The following is a 17,971-nucleotide window of genomic DNA, read 5'->3' as shown; positions in this document are numbered from 1 at the left end:
TGGCCATCCAACTAGAAAGCGGTTTAATAACACCTAGAATGCGCGAACAACGATGACGTTGCGCGAAAGGCGATACGATGTGCGACGAAAGAAAGTGCGAGGGGCTTCAAGGCCGGAAGGTGCTGGTGGTCGAAGACGAGTATTTCATCGCTCATGACTTGATGGAAGCACTCGAAAAAACTGGCGCGCGGGTGGCCGGGCCGGTTCCGACGCTGCGAGAGGCTATGAGCCTTCTCGAGGCCAACGGAATCGAACTCGCGGTGCTCGATATCAACCTACAGGACGACGTGGTCTACCCGCTCGCCGACCGTCTCAGAGCCGATGGCATTCCAGTTGTTTTCGCCACCGGCTATTCGTCGGTCGCCATCCCCGAGGCCTACCACGACGTGCCGCGTTGGGAGAAGCCGTTTTCGGCCACGCAGTTGGCCCGGGCCCTGGCCGGGCTTGCGTGACGATTTCTTGCCCGCCCTACGTGCGTCTGGTCGAGCTCTTTGCTCGTGAAGCGGGTCGGCCCCTGAGGGCAGACGACACTGGCAGCGGGATGGCTTCGTATGAGCTTCTGCACATCTTCGAGTGCTACGGAGATGTGGCGGCGAGGAGCTCTGCGATCTCGCTGGCGTCTATGTCAGGCGGCTGTCCGCCCCATCTCTCACGCAGGTAGTTGGCGAGGTCGGCGAGCTCGCGGTCAGTCAAGCGATCTGCGAAAGCCGGCATTTCTTGCATGCGCTCGTGCCCACCGAGGGGGCGGGCAGGCACGCCCTCGCTGATGATCCGGATGAGGTTGAGCGGATTGTCCAGCATGGCCGTGGTGTTGGTGTCGAGCGGGACGGATGCGTGTGGCTGACCCTCGCCGTCGATGCCGTGGCAGCCTGCGCAAAGCCCAACATAGAGGTGTCTGCCGTTTTCCTGTCCGTCCGCGAGGGCAGGCTTCACGGGCGAGACACCGGTTCGCTCCGCTCCGTCCATCAAATAGGTGACGACTGCGTCAATGTCATCGTCCTTCAGATACTTCGTGGAATGGCTGAGAACCGGGTACATGCGGAACGTCATCGTTCCCTGAGGTGACAACCCGTCCTTCAGGAAGGCTCCGAGATCTTGCTTCTCCCAGCCGCGTCGCACCAGGCCAGTTGCGGATATATCTGGCGCCAATGCGCCTTCCATCACTTCCCCTTTAAGATGCTCGTTTGTCTTGGCGAAGGCGATGTTGCGCGGCGTATGACACTCGCCGCAGTGCCCGGCCACGTCCACCAGGTAACGCCCTCGGTGCCAGAGTTCCGGCTTGTCCGCGGCTTCCGGCAGCTCGCGCCCGTCCGGTCGATAGACCAGGTTCCAGAAAGCAACGGCAGGACGAATGTTGAAGGGAAAGGTGAGATCGGGTCCGTGGTCTGGCTTGTCGATCGGCCGCTGCGCCATGAGGTAAATGAAGAGAGCGTCGACATCGGCGCGGGTCATGTAATGATAAGAGGTGTAGGGCATTGCCGGGTAGAGGTGCGAGCCATCCGGATTGATGCCCCAGACGAGCGCCCGGTAGAGGTCGTCGGCGGTCCAGTTGCCGATCCCATGATCGCGTGAGGGCGTAATGTTCGTGCCGTAGAGAGTGCCGAAAGGGGTCTCCATCGGTAGGCCGCCGGCCAGTGCCACGCCGTCCTGCGACATGTGGCAGGCGCCGCAATCGGCGGCGCGGGCGACATAACGACCGCGCTCCACCATGCGGGCGCGCTCCTCATGAGTAAGCTTGGTGAAATCAATCGTCGCTGGAGGAATGGTCCCGGGTCCGGTGAAGACGAAATAAACAGCGAGAGCGCCGCCTGCGAGAACAGCGGCGACGGCCAGGATGAGCGCGGCGAAGGTTCTCATGTCGCTTTTCGCTCGTCGGCGTCTTCGATCGTCAGCCCCGGTGTCGATAGGACCACGTCTTTCACCGCTTCCAGGTAGCGGACGTAGCCGGTGCAGCGGCAGATATGATCGTTCATGCCTTCAAGCACGACCTTCTCGACATCTGCTCGCGGCACCGGTTGTCGCTCCAGGCGTTCCAGGAGCACGGTTGCGCCGTTGACGAAGCCGGGCGTGCAGTAGCTGCACTGGAAGGAGAAGTGTTCAAGATAGGCCTGCTGGATGGGCGATAGGCGCCTGACATTGCCGTCGGCGTCCCGTTCGGCGTGCCCTTCGATCGTGCGCACGGATCCGCCGTCAAGCAAGGCTGCCCCGGTGATGCAGGCAGGCACCGAGCGGGAGGTGCCATCCGGTTCGTCGATGATGATCGAGCAGGCGTGGCAGACACCTTGGCCGCAGCCGTAACGAGTGCCGGTGAGGTTGAGGTATTCCTGCAGGAACTCCAGCATCATCAGGTCCTGAGGGATTTCGATCGGCCCGACCTTGCGGCCGTTGATGGTCATGCTGACGGCGGTTGTGGGGATGCTCATGCGAGAGCCTTCTGGATGCGTTCGGGCTTAAGGGGATAGGCGTAGAAGCGCTTGCCGGTGGCGTCATGCACGGCGTTGGCGATGGCCGCGACCACAGGAATCATCACGACTTCTGCGATGCCCTTTGGTGGGTCCTTCGCCGAGAGCGGTGGCAGGACGTGGCCTTCCTGCGACCAGGCGGCGACATCTCGCGCCCGCGGAAGTCGGTAGCGGTTGAAGTTCCAGGTGCCGTTGCCGGGTCCGTCCTCGTAGCGGGGAAGGTCTTCATAGAGGGCGTGCCCGATTCCCATAGCTAGGCCACCCTGGAGCTGCCCGGAGACGAGCTCAGGTACGATCATGTTGCCGCATTCCATCCACGACTTGTGGGAAAGGAGAGTCACTTCGCCTGAGCCGCTGTTAACGGAAAGTTCCACCAGGGTTGCGACCGGCGCGTAGTAGGTGACGGCGGCATTGTTCCTCTGGACAGGGGGATAGAACACCCTCTGCCGCGGCTGGAAGGCGTAGCCGCCGTCGCGCATCTCGGCCTTTCGCTCTGCGCGGGCTCCTTCACCCCATTTCACGGAAAGCGCATCGATCGGAGCACGGAAGCGGCGCCCCTCGACCTCGAACTCCGCCTCCGTCCATGCCCAGCGGTTGAAGGTGTGGACCGTGACGCCGGTAATGTAGCCGCGCTCATGCGCCCGCTGTGCAAGTTCCTCCAACGATAGCGGATTGAGAGCGCCCGCAACGAGCTTGCCGTTGCGCCACTCGGCATCTTCCCGTCGCACGACGAGCGGAGCTGCCTGGCCGCCACCGACGCCTTCCGACCAGAACGAGAGCGCCGCCTCCCACAGACCGAGCTCGAACAGCTGGCGCGCCGCTTCGCGCGTCGCATGGGAAAGGTAGTAGGCGGAGTTGGAGGCGCTGCGGGGCGATGTGATCCGAGGCACCCAGTGCGGGTCCTTCGCGGCTTCGTCCTGCTCTTCCTGGCTCATCGTGTAAGGCTCGTTATTTGAAACGAGCGGGAGGCTCGGCCAGTCGACGGCGGCGAACTCGGCCTCGTCGGCCGGGCGTCCGAGATGCTCCGCCGGCACTAGCATCTGCGAGGTCGTTGAGCCGCAGCCGATCTCGGAGACGATGTGACGGAGACGGATTTTCCCTCTTGGGTCGACCTCGATCTGGCACAGAGCAGCCTCCGCGCCCGTACCGTAATCCTTGTGCACGGCAGCGAAGCCAACGCCGTAGAGATGGCCGGGATGGGCCGCTTCGTAGGTGGCCTTACGTTCGCGTCGTTCCAGCCAGAGCGGGTCGTCGGCGGCTGCATCGAGAAGTTCATCGGCGCGAAGGGTCCCGGCCGGGATGGCCCCTTGCGTGTTCTTCATGCCCGTCTTCATGACGTTGCGTCGGCGCAACTCGATGGCGTCGATGCCAAGATCCGCTGCGATCTCATCCACCAGCATCTCCGTCGTGATCATCGACTGCAGCGTACCGTATCCGCGCATGGAGCCGGCCGTGGGCGCCCGCGAGGCGTTGACGGTGACGGCGAGGTCGCTCTTGGGAAAATAGTAGATCGACTGAAGGGCGGTTGCGGACACCTGTCCAACGGAAGGGCTGAAGTTTTTGCGTCCACCCCCGTCGCCAATGAGCTCGCTGGCGAGCGAACGGAATTTTCCGGTCTTTGAGTCCACGGCGATCGCGGTGTCGATGTCGAAGGGGTGCCGCTTGATGGCGCTCTGAAAGTGTTCCCAGCGATCGAGCGCCAGCCGCACCGGCCGACCTTCGGCGTAGAGCGCTGCCATGCCGGCATAGTAGGGGAAGGAATGGTGCTCCTTTTGACCATAGCCGACGGTATAGCCGGGATGGAAGGAGAGTTCGGAGAAGGTGAAGCGGCTCGTACGTACCATGTCGATAAGGTGATCGGCGTTGGTGTAGGGCGATTGGGTGCCGGTAACGACGTGCAGCCGGCCGCTCTTCTCCTCGTACCAGGCGTTGCCGTTATCGGTCTCCATGGCGGCCGGATCGACGTATTGCGAAGAGAAGCTGCGCTTGTAGATGCGCCAGCCCTCCGGCGGGTTCTGAAGCTCCTGGCGAAGCTGCTGCGCGTGATAGAGTGCCTGGGCAGAGGCCTCGCCGCCTTCACTTGGTGACGGCCATTCCACGGAGCGGTTGGCAATCCTGCCGAAGACGGTGGTGTTCTTCAGAGGTGAAAAGACGTCGGGTGCCTCGGGCGTCTCTCCTCCGATGCGCACATAGCGGGCGCCACCGTAAGGATCGCGCTGAAGATGTCCTGTCTCGGCGCCCCAACGGATTGCCTCATCCCGGAATTGCAGCCGTTTCTTCGCGAGCCGGAAGCGCACGAAGTCGTGGAAGATGAGGAGGGCAACTGGTTGGCCGAGGAAGGCAGGCGTCTCTCCCCGCGCCAGGAGGAGAGGGCCATAGAAGTCTTCCTCTGGCATAGAGACGCGGTCGCGCTCGAGCTCCTCAGCCGTGACGATCACGTCCGGTCTGGCGTCCTCATCAAGGAAGGAGAGGTCGATACCTTCGAACAGTCTGTCGGCTCTGGCCGCCCTTATGAGAAACCCGTGAGACTGGTTACGTGGCCAGCCGGGCATGTCGCGCGCCCGAATGTCGGTGGCGAAAACCTTTTCGCCGGTGACCTTCGGGATGCCGTCGCGGCGGAAGCGAACGCCCCTGTCCTTCAGCCAGCGCGGAGGCTGGCGCACGGTACCGCCCTGCAGATCCGCAAGCGCCTCGTTAAGCGGCACGATGGAGGCCACCACCCCCGCGGCCGCAGCGCGCCGTAGAAAATCACGCCGCGATATGTCGCCGGGGCGGCGACTCTCTCTTTCTTTGCTGTATCCTTTGGCGACGGCGGGGGGGACGGAATCGTGCATGGTGTCCTTTGTGGGGTCGTCCTCTATAGGAACGTGGTGTGGTGGGGCGCCGTCCGACCCGGGGCGGCCGAGAAATTCGTGCAGTAAGCACGCGAAGTTAAATGAAGTTCCGTCGCTCCAGCGGTTGATTTTCATGGTCGAAGGAACCGTGGCCAAGGCACTAGCGCGCCGGCAGTTTCGCCTGCGCCGCCGCCTTTGCGGTCAACTGGCTCGGCGAGCAACGTCTCTTCCACCTTGAATTGGCTCCGGCGTGCGCGGTCGGCCTGCAAACCGATTTAGAGCGTTTCACCGTTCGAACGAATCTTGAGGGATTCCCGTTCGGGGCGGTTTGTGATTCAAGATGCTGGCTGGGCGGAGGCCAGAATCGCATGACCGCCGCCCTTTGAGATGCTACGAGCTTTTCGTAATTGGCTGGCGCCACCGGACCTCCAAGTCTTCTTCTGGCAGGGAGCCACTCGGGAAAGAGGTGCCCGCTTTCGGCTTCCGCGAGGACCGATACTCGGTCCATCAGCCCGAGTTCGATGCGAAGCGGATGGATCGAAATGACGCGAGCCGGTGATGCGGTCTTGGATCGGCGGACTTTAGCAGCACGCGGCCCTTCCACGGATGGAAAGGCCTCAGGGCGATATAGTAGTCATCGCCGCGTTTGATGATGTCCGCCACACACAGCTGGCCGACCTAGTCCGTGCGCATGCCTGAGAGGAAGGCGGACTGATGCACTCGCATCTAGTGGGCCCGCCGAAGGCTGCCTGGTCTCGATGTGAACAGCAGGCGTGGCGGTGCCGCTCTTGTACCGTCAGCACCATAGGCCGGGAATGCCGTCACCTATCGACCCGAAATGGACGCCCGCTGTGAATGTGTCCTGGTCGCGGCATCCCCAACCAGTCGTGATCGCCTCTAAACCTGAACTCACACCACTCCTGAACGCGCCTAACGGGCGGGTCCGGCGCGTGTGGCGCGCGAAGTGGGGAACGATCCTGTCGGTGGTACTGCGGTGGTTCGCGATTGAACTCTCGATCACGTCGAGGGGGCGGCCGCCGTGGTCCGGCTGGGGTATGACGAACAGGATGCGCTGTGAGCCGCGGTTGGGGGGCTCGGCCCCGATCTTGCCGACCCACTGAAGAATCTGCGGTTAGCGAAGCGCGCGCTGGAGGTGAACCTCGAGACTAATTTAGGTGACGTGATTAAATCGCATCAGCGGAGACGTTTCGCCATGCGGCTTGTCTTCCATTGGGCGTTGGGAACGCGATCAGGCGCTTGCGAGCTTGCGGCTGTCGCGATCTGCACCGAGCTGCTGCATGGCAGGAAAACTTGGCAGGTCAACGAAGAAGATCGTTCCGCCGCCTTCTGTGCTGCGGAAGTCGATCTCGCCGTTGAGGTGTTCGATGATCGCTTTCGTGATTGAAAGGCCGAGACCGGTACCGCCAACCTTTTGATTATCGGAGAAGTTGGCTCGTTCGAATTTTGTGAAGATGCGGGTGTGGAATTCCTGCGGGATGCCCGGCCCTTCGTCGCTCACATAGATACGGGCGCGTCCGGCGCGTTGTGCAATGCGTATGCGAACGGTGCCTGCTGGCGGGGAGAATTTCACCGCATTGGAAATCAGATTGAGAAAGGCCTGGCTGAGACGGTCCGGGTCAGCCAGGCAGACGAGGCCGGGGGCGGTCTCTTCGATCTCGATCGAGATTTCACGTTCCGCCGCAAAGGCGCCCAGCGAGTCCACGGTCGCTTCGAGGAGGGGCCGAAGTGCGAAAGGTCGGATGTCGAAATGCATCCTTCCAGATTCGATCTGCTCGATATCCAGAATGTCGTTGATGAGACGCACAAGCCTTGCGCTGTTGGCATAGGCGATCGAAACGAGGCTGTTGCCTTTTGCGCTGAGTTGACCGGCCCCTCCTGCCGCGACAAGCCCAAGCGCGCCGTGGATTGCGGTCAAAGGGGTGCGCAATTCGTGGCTTACCGTCGAGATGAAGTCATTCTTCATCCGCTCGGAGCGTTTCTGGTCGCTGATATCATAGGCAAAGCCGTCCCAGACGATCTCGTCATGCCCGAAGCCCCGCGGTTCCGCTACGGCGCGCAGCCAGAGGATTCGGCCTTTGGGATGCATGCATTGCGCCTCGAAAGCCCATGGTTCCAGGGTTTCCGCGGAATCCTCCAATACGAGGCGCAATTTCTCGCCGTCCTTCCGGGAAATCAGTCGCGCGAGTTTCGCGGGGTCCTCGACGAAATCCTCCGGGTCCATATCCAGGATGCGTCTCGCGCCGTCGGAGATATAGCGCAGATCCAGCTGTCCATCTTCGCTCCGTGCGATCTGAAATAAGACCCCCGGCGCATTGTTGGCCGTCGCCTGTAAGCGAGCTTGTGCTTCGTTGTTCGCAGCCATTGCCCAGCGCCGCTGGTATTCCCGAATGACGAGCTGGCCCATCAGGAGGACCGCTGCAAAGTTCACCGGGACGAAGAGGGAGGCCGACTTGAGAAAGATCTCCCAGGGCACGGCGGTCATCACGCCGATGACCAGGGCGGGCACGACGGCTGCGCTGAGCGCATGATAGAGGATATAGCGCTGCGACGCCTCGCGCCCGAGGTACTTCGTCCAGACGTACCAGAGAAGGCTGGAGCAGATCGCGGCCGAAGCGATGCCGGCGGCTCCGGGAACGGCCCCGACGCCACCGAAATAAAGGCGGAGTGCGATCATCGGAACGGCGGTAATGAGAGCGCATACCGGCCCGCCCAATGCTGCCGAGAGCGCCACCACCGCATTTCTCGGATCGGTGCGCACGCCATTCATCAGCTCGACCGGGTTGAGCATGACGAGGATGCCGGTCGCCGCGAAGACGAGGCCGAACGCGATGCTCCGACGCCAGAACGTTCCTTCCAGGCGCTCTCCAAGGAGAGCGAGAAAGATGATGGCGAGGATGATGGCGGAGGCTGCCTCGACCATCGTGACTACCGCATTCATGTGTTCCTCTGCGCCTGGGCACCGGCCTCGTCATGACCGAGTCCGAGTTGGACCATGTTCGACCCTGATGCCTGTATCCGCCGAGCGCTCTGCGGGCGGGGGTCAGGGGGAGCCGAATGTGCGCAAAAGTTGCATGCAGGGCTTTCTTCAAGCTTTCCTGGATGCTGTTTCCAGCCGGTCGCGCTCCAATTCGCGAGCGTGAATGCCAAGGAGAAGCAAAGCCGGCCAAAGGAGATAGGCCTCGATCTCGATGTTTTCCCCGAAGCTCAGGATGATGAAAACGAGTACGATGCCGAGAGGAAGCCGTCCTCGGCGGCCTTTGACGGAATCGACGGCGACAATCCAGAACTGCCAGACCAGCGGGACGAGGAGAGCCCACACTCCGACAAGACCTTTCACGAACAGCAGTCCATACCAGGTGTGATGACTTCCGATCGGCATGTACTCGACGATATGGGGACCCGGTTGAACCGTGCCGTGGCCGAACCACACCGCCTCGTTTTGCCAGCGCTCATAGGCGATACGTTGCAGGGTCTCGCGGACGCGGGTGCTGTCGGCTCTGGCGCCCTTGAAGGCCGAAACCGCATCCTGCATGGCCTGTAGAAGATATGTGCCGAGCGCGGCCATCGATGCGGCGACGCCGGCAGCGAGTTGCCAAGCGACGCTTTTGGCCAGAAGCGGCATCATGCGCGGGCCGACAGCGCATACGAAGAGGGCGACAAGGCTCATGCGCGACTTGGAAAAGAAGACCATCGCCAGCCCGGCGAGAATGCCCATCGCCATCCAGAAGCGGCTGCGGTCTTCGAGCGCGAAGAGAACCATGACGACGCCGAGAAGGCCGGCAAAGGGCGACCACGGGGCGTAGAATTGCCAGCGCGGCGTCCAGCTCGACGGATCAAGTGTGTAGAAATATACAGAGAAATATTCCGGACCCGGGCCGCCAACGGCCTTCAGAGGCGAAACGAATATCTTTTCGGGCAAGCCGATCGAGGGTGCGACGAGGAGGATCGGTAGGAGTGCCACCGTGCATGCGCCGACGATGCACTGGCTGCGGATGACAACGTCTCGGCGGATCTTCAAAATGGCCCCGGCGAAGGGAACGAGTGCGACCATCGCCCAGCCTTTTGCCCATCCGATCGAGGACTTGATCGTCTGACCCATGCCGAGGCCCCAGTCGAAATGGCCGACCCACAAGGCAACAAGCATGACCAGCATGCCGCCGATCCAGCCCCAAATGATCGGCGGCACCGAGCCGGTGGGCCTGAGGTCCGGCCTGAGGCCGGGACCGAGGTAAAGCGACAGGAAGCCTAGACCTGCGAGGGACCAGGAGATCACTGGTCCCACCACGTAGAGCGCGCCGAAGGCGTAGAAGAACCAGGTCAGAGAGATCGTCCAGAAGACGAGATTCTCCGGTAGGTTACGCTGTGGCGTCGGCGTTTTCATCGCCAGCTTCCTCGGTTTCCAGGAGACGGTCGATCAGAGGACGACGCATCCAGGCGAGGGCGAGACCCATCAGGAGAAACAGGGAGCCTGCGCCCGCCGCGCCCAGTGCGATCTTCTTATTGGGCGAAGACGGCTCCCATTCGATTGACGGCTGTTCGATCACCTGCACCATCGGATACGAGGCAAAGACATCGTTGCGGGTGGTGTTCATGCGCGCCAGCGCCGATGCGAAGACGGCTTCGGCGACCTTGTAGTCGCGGTTGAGACTGTCGAGGCGCGACGCCGTCTCGACGAGATCACGCACCCGCTCCTGACCGGCCTCGTGCTCTTGCTTGAGAGCGGCGACCCGCGCGGCCAGGCCATCGCGCTTGGTGACAAGATCGACGAGCTGAGAGAGGAGGGCCGACCGCTCCCCCTGCGAAGAGGGGTCGACCTGCTCCCAGATGGCGGCGACCGGAAGGCCGGTTACGGCCCGTGCGCGATCATCCATGCGCGCCTTGGCGCCGTTGTAATTGTTGCGTGCCTCGACGACCTGGGGATGGTTCTGTCCGAAGCGTCCGGTGAGGCTGGAGAGCTTCGCCGAAGCCTCGGCGGCGTTTTCCGAAAGGGCGGCGAACTCGATGTCGCCGTGCAGACGCAGCATGGACGAGGCGTTGCCGGCATCGACGTTGAGCATCGTCGAAAGGGCCACGACGGCCTCCTCCGATTCCCGCAGCTCCGACGTCGTGGAGGCGACCTGCTGGCCCATCTGCTCGATCATCGTCACGAGTTCGAGATGCTGGTCTGCGCTCGCCAGCCCGGTCTTTGCCTGCAGCTCGCTGATTTTAAGACGAATAGCCTCAACGGCCTTCTGGTGTTCGCGGACAGTGTCGATCGTGGAGACTTCCCGGCTCTCCATCTCGTCGCTGCGCAGCTGGTCCAGTTCGCCGAGAAAGGCCGCGAGAATGGCTTCCGTCTTGTCAGCCGCGTCCTCGGGCGAGGAGCCCGTCATCGTCAGGCGGATGAGGCTCGTCTGGTCGAGGAGCTTGATGCGCGGACGTCCGAGTTCCTGAACTTCGAGCTGAAGCGAATCTGCCGCACGCTCAAGCACGCGCCGGGATTCGATCAGGCTCTTGTAGGTCACGGTTGGGCTTATCGAGGAGCTTGAATAAGGCGAGCTCGCCGAGGTCGAGGCCTGGCCGATGTCCGACAGATTGACGGAGCTGGACGAGCCGGCGCCCGGCATGATCATCGCTGCCTCGGACTGAAAGCGCAGAGGTGCGGTCGAGATGTAGAGGATGACTGGAGCCCAGATCGCGGCAAGGCCGGCGAAAACGACCAGCGCGTAGCGGGGCAGGCGTTGGAAGTCGCCGACGCGACCGCCGCGCAGCAGGCGCACCGGCGACAGCGCGGTGATGCGCGTGCGGGTCAGGCGGGGCATGAAACGAGAAATGCCGCCTGCCGCAGCGCCAAGGCGCGCAAACAGGCGCCGGCCGCCGGTGCGTGCCTTATCGGCCGCAGCCTCCTCGTCGTGAGGGACGTATGGGGCTTCCAGTAGATTGGTATGAACATTCATCACTGCACTCCTCGTCGTGACAAATGCTTAGCGGAAGGCGTTCCTCTTCGCGTGCGTGCAATGGTGCACTTCGGGTCTATTTCGGCGCGGGACCTATCCTTTGGAATAGGCCAATCCACCCGAAGGTCTTGAGAGAGAGATCCCCTCAGAACATCCCCGCATCCTTGGCGATCATGGCAGCGTGTGTGCGGTTGCGTGCCTGAAGCTTGCGACAGAGCGTTTTGACGTGAAGTTTCACCGTGACCTCCTGCAAATCGAGCTCGCGCGCGATTTCCTTATTGGATGCGCCACGGACGAGACCGCCCAGGACTTCCGTCTCACGCTTGCTCAATTTGGCGGCCAGAGGATTTTCAGTTTCTTCGCTCGGTGCTCGCATGAAATCGAGCGGAGCATATTGCTCGCCCGCCACCATGAAGCGGACGGCGTGGATAAGCGATTTGGCGGCGATCGTCTTCGGCAGGAAGCCGGCGGCGCCGGCCGCCAGCGCTTCTTCCGCCACGCTGCGGTTGGCCGTGCCGGAAATGATGCCGACGGGGTTGCCCTTATTATGCTCCTTGGCGCGGGCGAGGCCTTCGAGGCCGTCCATGCCGGGCATGTTGTAATCAAGGATGACGAGATCGAACGGGCCCTGCGCATCGATACGGTCGATCGCTTCGGTAAAATCGCTGGCGGTGACGACGCGCACATCCGGTTCGCGCTCAAGAAACGCGCAGATCGTGTCTCGGACGAGTTCATGATCGTCAGCGATCAGAATATCCATCAACATTACCTTTCAGGCGAGACCGCACGTTCCTAACGCGTGCACTTCCGTCTTCTCGGCGTTGCGTTCTCCGCAGCTTGGCAAAGGACGCCTGGCGGCTCCACCATTTCAACCACTAGTGGACCTAGCGCATAGCACCCAATGAACGGTTAATCGAGGGCGTCGCCCGCAGGCACCCGCCCGATCGCGGCGTGGTTGGAGAGGATTCGCCTATCCTAAAGGGTAGAACTTGTCTCGATCGAGACTATACATGCACTTCCGTGTATTTTTGATATTCTACGGATGCTGTAACTGTTCCCTTGCTCGAGTTATTTTTTCGTCGAGCTGAGTATTGTTTGGCCAACGGATTTCTGGAGGCCACAATGACTTCTCTCGATAAGATCTCTCTCTTCTCGCTCGACATCGTCAACGCAAAGACGGAAGAGGCTCTTGGAGCGCTTCTGAAGGGCCGTGCCCGTCGCACCGCCGCGTTCCTCAATGCCCATTGCATGAATGTTGCCGCCAAGACGCCGATCTACCAGTGGGCGTTGAAGAAGGCGGATTACCTGCTGCCCGACGGCTCGGGTTTGCAGCTTGCTGCGAAACTGCAAGGCAAGCGCTTCGTCGAGAACCTGAATGGTACCGACCTGTTCGTTCCGCTGTGCCGCAAGGCTGCCGCTCTCGGCCTGTCCATCTATTTTCTCGGAAGTGCGCAGGGCGTTGCGCGGAAAGCGTCGGAGGCTGCCCGTAAGATCGCCCCGGCCCTCAAGGTCGCCGGCACCCGCCATGGTTACTTCTATGCGGAAGAAGAAGATCGCATCATCGACGAGATCAATGCTTCTGGCGCTGATATCGTGCTGGTCGCGCTGGGTGTGCCGCGTCAGGATGTGTGGATCGCCCGTAATCGCCATCGCCTCAACGCACGGCTGGTTATGGGTGTCGGCGCGCAGTTCGATTTCTGGGCCGGCCGCGTGTCGCGGGCTCCTCGCATGCTGCGCAGCGCCGGGCTGGAATGGATTTGGCGATTTGCGATCGAGCCCCGCCGTATGTTCCGCCGCTACATCATCGGCAACCCGGAGTTCATGATGCGGGCATGGCAGGATGCCCGCGCCAAGAGGGCGGTGCCGACGGCTGACGAGCGGGCCAAGCGTGCCCTCGATCTTTTCGGATCCAGTATGGGCCTCCTTTTCTTCGCTCCGCTGATGCTGATGATCGCAACGGCCATCAAGCTTGAGTCCCGCGGCCCGGTCTTCTTCCGGCAGACGCGCATCGGGCAGGGCGGTCAGGCTTTCACCGTGTTGAAGTTCCGCTCCATGTATCGCGACGCCGAAGCCCGTCGGGCGGCGCTCCTTGAGCAAAGCGATCGTGCCGGCATCTGCTTCAAGTCGAAGAACGATCCGCGCGTCACCAAGATCGGCCGTCTCCTGCGGCGCTTCTCTCTCGACGAGCTGCCCCAGCTCTTCAACATCTGGAACGGCGATATGAGCATCGTCGGCCCGCGTCCGGCTCTGCCGCAGGAAGTCGAAGCCTATCCGCCTCAGGCTCTCGAGCGGCTGATGGGCAAGCCCGGCCTGACGGGGCTCTGGCAGGTTTCGGGTCGTGCGGAGATCGGCTTCAACAAGATGATCCACATGGACAGTGCCTATGTCCGCTCCCGCTCGGTTTTCCTCGATATTGCTCTCATCGCACTGACTTTCCGCGCCGTCTTCACCGGACGGGGCGCCTACTGAGACCACAACGAAGGGAGGGTTATAACAAAGCGAACACTTCTAAGACTGCGATTCCCCATCACAGTTCCGACCGGCCGCGGTTGCTTAGGCACCGCGGCCATTTTTTCGTTTCAGGTCGCCCGCCCCATCTGCACGAGCTGCCGATCATGTGCCTTCGAATGGCGTTATCTCTGGGCATGGGCCTGATTGATCCCGGCTGGATCAGCTCGTTTCCTTTCTCACGGACCGCCTCTGCTCCAGGCAAGTCTGGCGAAATCCGTGAAGCGGCGGTCCGCCGCTTAGTCGATTGTTCCTGTGTGATATTTGCCGGTCTGGTGCGTGGTCGATCTGGCTCTCGCGACGTCGTCGTTCGGCCCTTTTTGGACAGGCCGTGTCGAAAGCCGGAGCTTCATATTTCCCGCGGCGATCGCAGCCCCGCGCAGACCGATACTACTCTCGGTTTTAAGGTGGCAAGCGTCCCGCAAGCTTTGTGAGGCTTCCTTATGCCGAATTGACTTGCGCGGAAGATCGATCGCGAGGCTGCTGCGAAAGTCGAGAAGAGTTTAACAGGAGATTGGGCGCGCTTCGGAACTCCGAAAAGGACAATGAAGTCCATCCGCGCATGTTCTCTTGAGTTTTCTCGGTTCACCGAGATAGAGGCAACCCGAAAGGCCGAGGCGTAATGGAAACGCGGGCTCAGAACATGCAGGATCTCATGAGATTGCCAGTCTTCCTTCTGATTCTCGGCGCGGATGCATGGGCCTTGATGCTGGCCGTCATTCCGGGCGTGAATCTTGGCCATCATGGCGATATTGTGCTGCATGCCGTCGGGACGTTCGTCAACGCGGCGGGCTTCGCCTTCGTCTTCGGCAATCCGTTCGGGGCGGCCATCGCGACACTCGCCTTTTCCGGCTGGATCGAGCTTTTGCAGATGTGCATTCCGTGGCGGACCGCCTCGATGACGGATTTCTATGCGAACGTCATCGGCGCGCTCGGCGGCGCGACCGTCGCCGCGCTCTTCCAGTTCGGCAAGATGCGGGTGCGCTCGCTGTAGGCGTAACTCCCGAAGAATAGTTTCCGGCAGAAAAGTTCGCTCAGAAAGACATTCGCCGATCGAGCCGGAGGACTGGGACGTGAGCGATCGCCTTCTGGCGCCGGCCGGCTCTGACAAGAGGTTCGAGAGGAACGACAAGACCCGTGCAAGCTGAAGCTTCCGCGGGTCTTTTTGTCGGGTGCGGTGGGTGCTGGCCTGGTCAGGCCGCGCCGGCTTCCTTTTCCTCTTTGCTCAAAACCCGTTCGACGAGGCCGCCCCAGGCCTTTGCGAAACGTTCACCTGCCTCGGCCGCGTGAGTGCGGGTCTTTGCATTCGGCTCGCGCAGTTCCTCGACGTCGAGCCGTTCGATCGCGGCCGCCCAGCCGGTCACGGAATTCTCGCCAATATCGCGAGCCCCGGCCGCAATGTGGCCGACGAGGCCGTCATGACGCGGGCAGAGCACGGGCCGGTCGGCCGCCATCGCCTCGATAGCGACGAGACCATAAGGCTCCCAGCGCGAGGGGAGGGCGATGGCATCGCACGCCGCCATGGCTTCAGGAACGTCGGACGTGTAGCCCTTGAAGACGATCTTCGGGTTGTTCTTGGCGCGTGCCTTCAAGTCGTTGAGGTCCGGCCCGTCGCCGTAGAGATGCAGCTCCACGTCGGTGCGCTCGAGCACCTGGAAGGCGTCGATGAGAATGTCGAAGCCTTTTTGCAGGTCGAAGCGGCCGATCGCGCCGATGACGATATCCGGTCCTTCGCGATGTCCTTCGACCGCGAGGAAGGGCGCAAGCTCGACGCAGGGCTCAATGACTTTGAGGCCGCCTTCCGGGCAGAAGCCGCGGCGCAGCATCCAGGCGCCTTGCGTCTCGCTGACGGCGACAACTTCGTCGAAAAGCGCATAGGCGGTGCGCAGGAGCGCCGTGAAGCGGTCGCGCTTTTCGACATGCAGCGCCACGAAACGCTCCGAGTAGCTGTGTTCGACATGGATGATCGGCGTCGTCGGATAGGCGGCCCGTAGCGCCGTCAGCATGGGCAGGTTCGCCCAGTTGATCGACAGATGGGAGACGATCAGGTCGGCTCCGAGCGGCGGTGCGGTAAGCTGACCGCGGCGCACCCGCACGATCCGATGATCTGCGATTTTCGCAAGATCCGGCGACGCTTCCATGTATTCGAGCATCCGGTTGATGCCGCCGAAAGAGGCATCGTCGATGAGATGGGCGATGGCGTGGATCATGGACTTGCTCCCCCGGTTGAAAAATCAGCCTGCCTTGGACGAAAGAAGGCGCGCCTCGACGCGGTTGTAGATGCCGCGCCCGAAAAGGCTCAGAAGCTCTGCGGCGCTCCACGTCACCATCGTTTTGATCGGCTCTTCCCGCAGAGGGCGGCGAGACGCCCAGATCGAGCGGCGCATGAACCTGGCGGCACGCTTTCCGTCTCGGGAGGAGACAGCGCGACGGGCGAGGTAGCGCAGCTGGTAGGCGGTCGCCGCAGCGCCATGGCGACGCACGAGCATCGGCGAGATGGCGGCGATTTTGTCCTTCATCCGGCACCAGGTGTCGTATTGCGCTTCGACATTGGCGGAGAGGGCGCCGGTGTGGATGCGGTAGAGTGTGAGGTCGCCCGGAATGCCTTCGATCAGCCAGTCGGAGGAGAGGATGAAGCGCAGCCACCCCTCGATGTCGTCCGACTGACGGAAATTTTCGTCGAACCACCAGTCGCGCTCTTCTTCACCGGCGGGACGGAAGGCGATCGCATCGAGAGCCGTGCGGCGCATGACCGGCGTGCTGCCATTGCCGATCGGGTTGCGCTTGAAGACGTCGGCGGCGGTGATGCCGCGGAGCTTCGGCTTTTGGCTGATACCAAGGCGGCGGCCATGCTGGTCGATCATGGCGGAAGCGGAGAAGCTGATGCCGACATCCGGGTTCGTTTCCAGATGGGCGACGTGCAGCTCCAGCTTTTCCGGCAACCACAGGTCGTCGGCATCGCAGAAGCCGATGTAGCGGCCGCGCGCATGGTGGATGCCGGTGTTGTGAGCGCCGGCGAGGCCGCGGTTCTTCTGACTGATGAGCCGGATGCGTTCGTCGGTAAAGCCATTGACGATCTCGACCGTAGAGTCGGTCGAACCGTCGTCCACGACGATCAGCTCAAGATCGGAGAAGGTCTGGTTGAGGATCGAGCGCAGGGTCTCGGCGATCGTCGCCTCGCAATTATACGCGGGCACGACGACGCTGGCGATGGGGGGCGGGGTCATGTTCATGGTCGTTGCTCCTCGGAAGCCGGTGTCGTGATCTACTGAAAGCAGGCCGGCCGTCCGGCCGATTGCGGGAAGAAGGGAAGGGCGCAGGCAGCCGCGAGTGTCAGGAGGCCGCGCCGGGGATTGTTGAAGAAGGAAACCGGGCTCGTCCAAACGCCGCGCAGCGCGAAGCGCATGGGGGTGAAGCGCGATCCTTCGGAACGCAGGGCCCGGCGGGCGAGGTAGCGCAGATGCTGCGCCTCGGCGGCGCGGAGGTCCTTTTCGGCAAGCCCGATCTGCATCTTGCGAAGCGTCGCAAGACGTGACTGCCAGGCGGTGGCCATGGCCTCGATGTTGGAAGACAGGCTCCCCGGCGTGTTGCGGTAATAGACGAGCGTCTGGTCGACGCCTTCGATGACGCCGGACATGGCGACGAAGCGCACCAGCCATTCCAGGTCCTCGCCATAAACGATGGTTTCGTCGAAGCCGCCGGTCGCCGCAAAGGCCTTGCGCTCAACGACCAGGTTGGATGTCGTGCAGAAGGGGTTTTCGGCGAGCACATCCCTCAGGAAGAGCTGATCCCGCCGCACATTTGTGCGGGACTGGGCGTCTTCCGGCACGTTCGTGAAGAAGGCGACGTCGGCATAGAGGGCCTGCACCGCGATATCTTCCGCGAACCGCGCTGCCATGATTTCGAGCTTGTCGGCCGCCCAGAGATCGTCGGCGTCGAGGAAAGCAATGTAACGGCCCTTGGCGAGCTCGATGGCACCGAGATTGCGGGCGCGGCTCGGGCCGCCGTTCTCAACCGTGCGGTAGGTGATGCGCCGATCTCGGGCGGCAAAGTTGGCCAGGATCTCGGCCGAGCCGTCGGTGGAGCCGTCGTCGATGACGATCATTTCCCAGTCGGCAAGCGTCTGATCAAGGACCGAGCGGAGCGTCGCGGCGATGGTCTTTTCAGCGTTCCAGCAGGGGATGATCACGGAAAACAACGGAGCGGTCAT

Annotated in this window: 13 protein-coding genes; 3 read left to right on the top strand and 10 right to left on the bottom strand. The window is 62.2% G+C overall.

The features are described from left to right. The first annotated feature begins 77 nt into the window (after positions 1-77). The gene (locus NYQ83_RS03245; RefSeq protein WP_261212379.1) at positions 78-452 is read left to right on the top strand and encodes a response regulator; all 375 of its coding nucleotides are present in this window, start codon (positions 78-80) and stop codon (positions 450-452) included. Between the two features lie 124 nt (positions 453-576). Here NYQ83_RS03245 and NYQ83_RS03240 read toward each other — a convergent pair whose 3' ends face one another. From NYQ83_RS03240 to NYQ83_RS03210, 7 genes are all read right to left on the bottom strand, one after another. After that, the gene (locus NYQ83_RS03240; RefSeq protein ID WP_261212377.1) at positions 577-1,857 is read right to left on the bottom strand and encodes a c-type cytochrome; all 1,281 of its coding nucleotides are present in this window, start codon (positions 1,855-1,857) and stop codon (positions 577-579) included. Continuing rightward, positions 1,854-2,423 (bottom strand): (2Fe-2S)-binding protein, encoded by a 570-nt coding sequence (locus NYQ83_RS03235; protein WP_261212375.1) that lies wholly within the window; start codon positions 2,421-2,423, stop codon positions 1,854-1,856. Before NYQ83_RS03235 ends, NYQ83_RS03240 begins: the two co-directional genes overlap by 4 nt. After that, the gene (locus tag NYQ83_RS03230; protein WP_409976948.1) at positions 2,420-5,296 is read right to left on the bottom strand and encodes a xanthine dehydrogenase family protein molybdopterin-binding subunit; all 2,877 of its coding nucleotides are present in this window, start codon (positions 5,294-5,296) and stop codon (positions 2,420-2,422) included. The genes NYQ83_RS03235 and NYQ83_RS03230 overlap by 4 nt, the downstream gene beginning before the upstream one ends. A gap of 1,249 nt (positions 5,297-6,545) precedes the next feature. Continuing rightward, on the bottom strand, positions 6,546-8,255 hold the full coding sequence (locus NYQ83_RS03225) for an ATP-binding protein (protein WP_261212373.1): 1,710 nt from the start codon (positions 8,253-8,255) through the stop codon (positions 6,546-6,548). Between the two features lie 147 nt (positions 8,256-8,402). Next, positions 8,403-9,698 (bottom strand): O-antigen ligase domain-containing protein, encoded by a 1,296-nt coding sequence (locus NYQ83_RS03220; protein WP_128293749.1) that lies wholly within the window; start codon positions 9,696-9,698, stop codon positions 8,403-8,405. Then, positions 9,673-11,253: a GumC family protein gene (locus NYQ83_RS03215; protein ID WP_261212368.1), complete on the bottom strand. Its 1,581-nt coding sequence runs from the start codon at positions 11,251-11,253 to the stop codon at positions 9,673-9,675. Before NYQ83_RS03215 ends, NYQ83_RS03220 begins: the two co-directional genes overlap by 26 nt. Before the next feature lie 145 nt (positions 11,254-11,398). Further along, positions 11,399-12,013, bottom strand: coding sequence for a response regulator transcription factor (locus tag NYQ83_RS03210; protein ID WP_205649939.1), 615 nt, complete (start codon positions 12,011-12,013; stop codon positions 11,399-11,401). Between the two features lie 362 nt (positions 12,014-12,375). On the opposite strand from NYQ83_RS03210, the gene NYQ83_RS17760 reads away from it, so the two are divergent. Continuing rightward, positions 12,376-13,722, top strand: a complete 1,347-nt coding sequence (locus NYQ83_RS17760) for a WecB/TagA/CpsF family glycosyltransferase (RefSeq protein WP_314733278.1) — start codon at positions 12,376-12,378, stop codon at positions 13,720-13,722. Between the two features lie 694 nt (positions 13,723-14,416). Beyond that, entirely contained in the window at positions 14,417-14,755 is a 339-nt protein-coding gene (locus NYQ83_RS03195) for a hypothetical protein (protein WP_128293753.1), read from the top strand. A 199-nt stretch (positions 14,756-14,954) separates the two neighbouring features. Here the strand turns inward: NYQ83_RS03195 and NYQ83_RS03190 are convergent, their stop codons facing one another. The 3 genes from NYQ83_RS03190 to NYQ83_RS03180 are packed head-to-tail and all read right to left on the bottom strand — an operon-like array spanning position 14,955 to position 17,971. Further along, a complete protein-coding gene (locus NYQ83_RS03190; protein ID WP_128293754.1) occupies positions 14,955-15,971 on the bottom strand; it encodes a glycosyltransferase family 4 protein in 1,017 nt (338 codons plus the stop codon). 24 nt (positions 15,972-15,995) lie between these two features. Beyond that, positions 15,996-16,994 carry a glycosyltransferase family 2 protein gene (locus NYQ83_RS03185; RefSeq protein WP_261212356.1) on the bottom strand — a complete coding sequence of 333 codons (999 nt, stop codon included), beginning with the start codon at positions 16,992-16,994 and terminating at the stop codon, positions 15,996-15,998. A gap of 32 nt (positions 16,995-17,026) precedes the next feature. Next, the gene (locus NYQ83_RS03180; RefSeq protein WP_261212354.1) at positions 17,027-17,971 is read right to left on the bottom strand and encodes a glycosyltransferase family 2 protein; all 945 of its coding nucleotides are present in this window, start codon (positions 17,969-17,971) and stop codon (positions 17,027-17,029) included.

This window comes from Afifella sp. JA880, from assembly GCF_025379905.1.
Classification (GTDB): domain Bacteria; phylum Pseudomonadota; class Alphaproteobacteria; order Rhizobiales; family Afifellaceae; genus Afifella; species Afifella aestuarii.
Note: the sequence above shows the minus strand (reverse complement) of the source record. Positions and strands in the feature narration are given on the sequence as shown.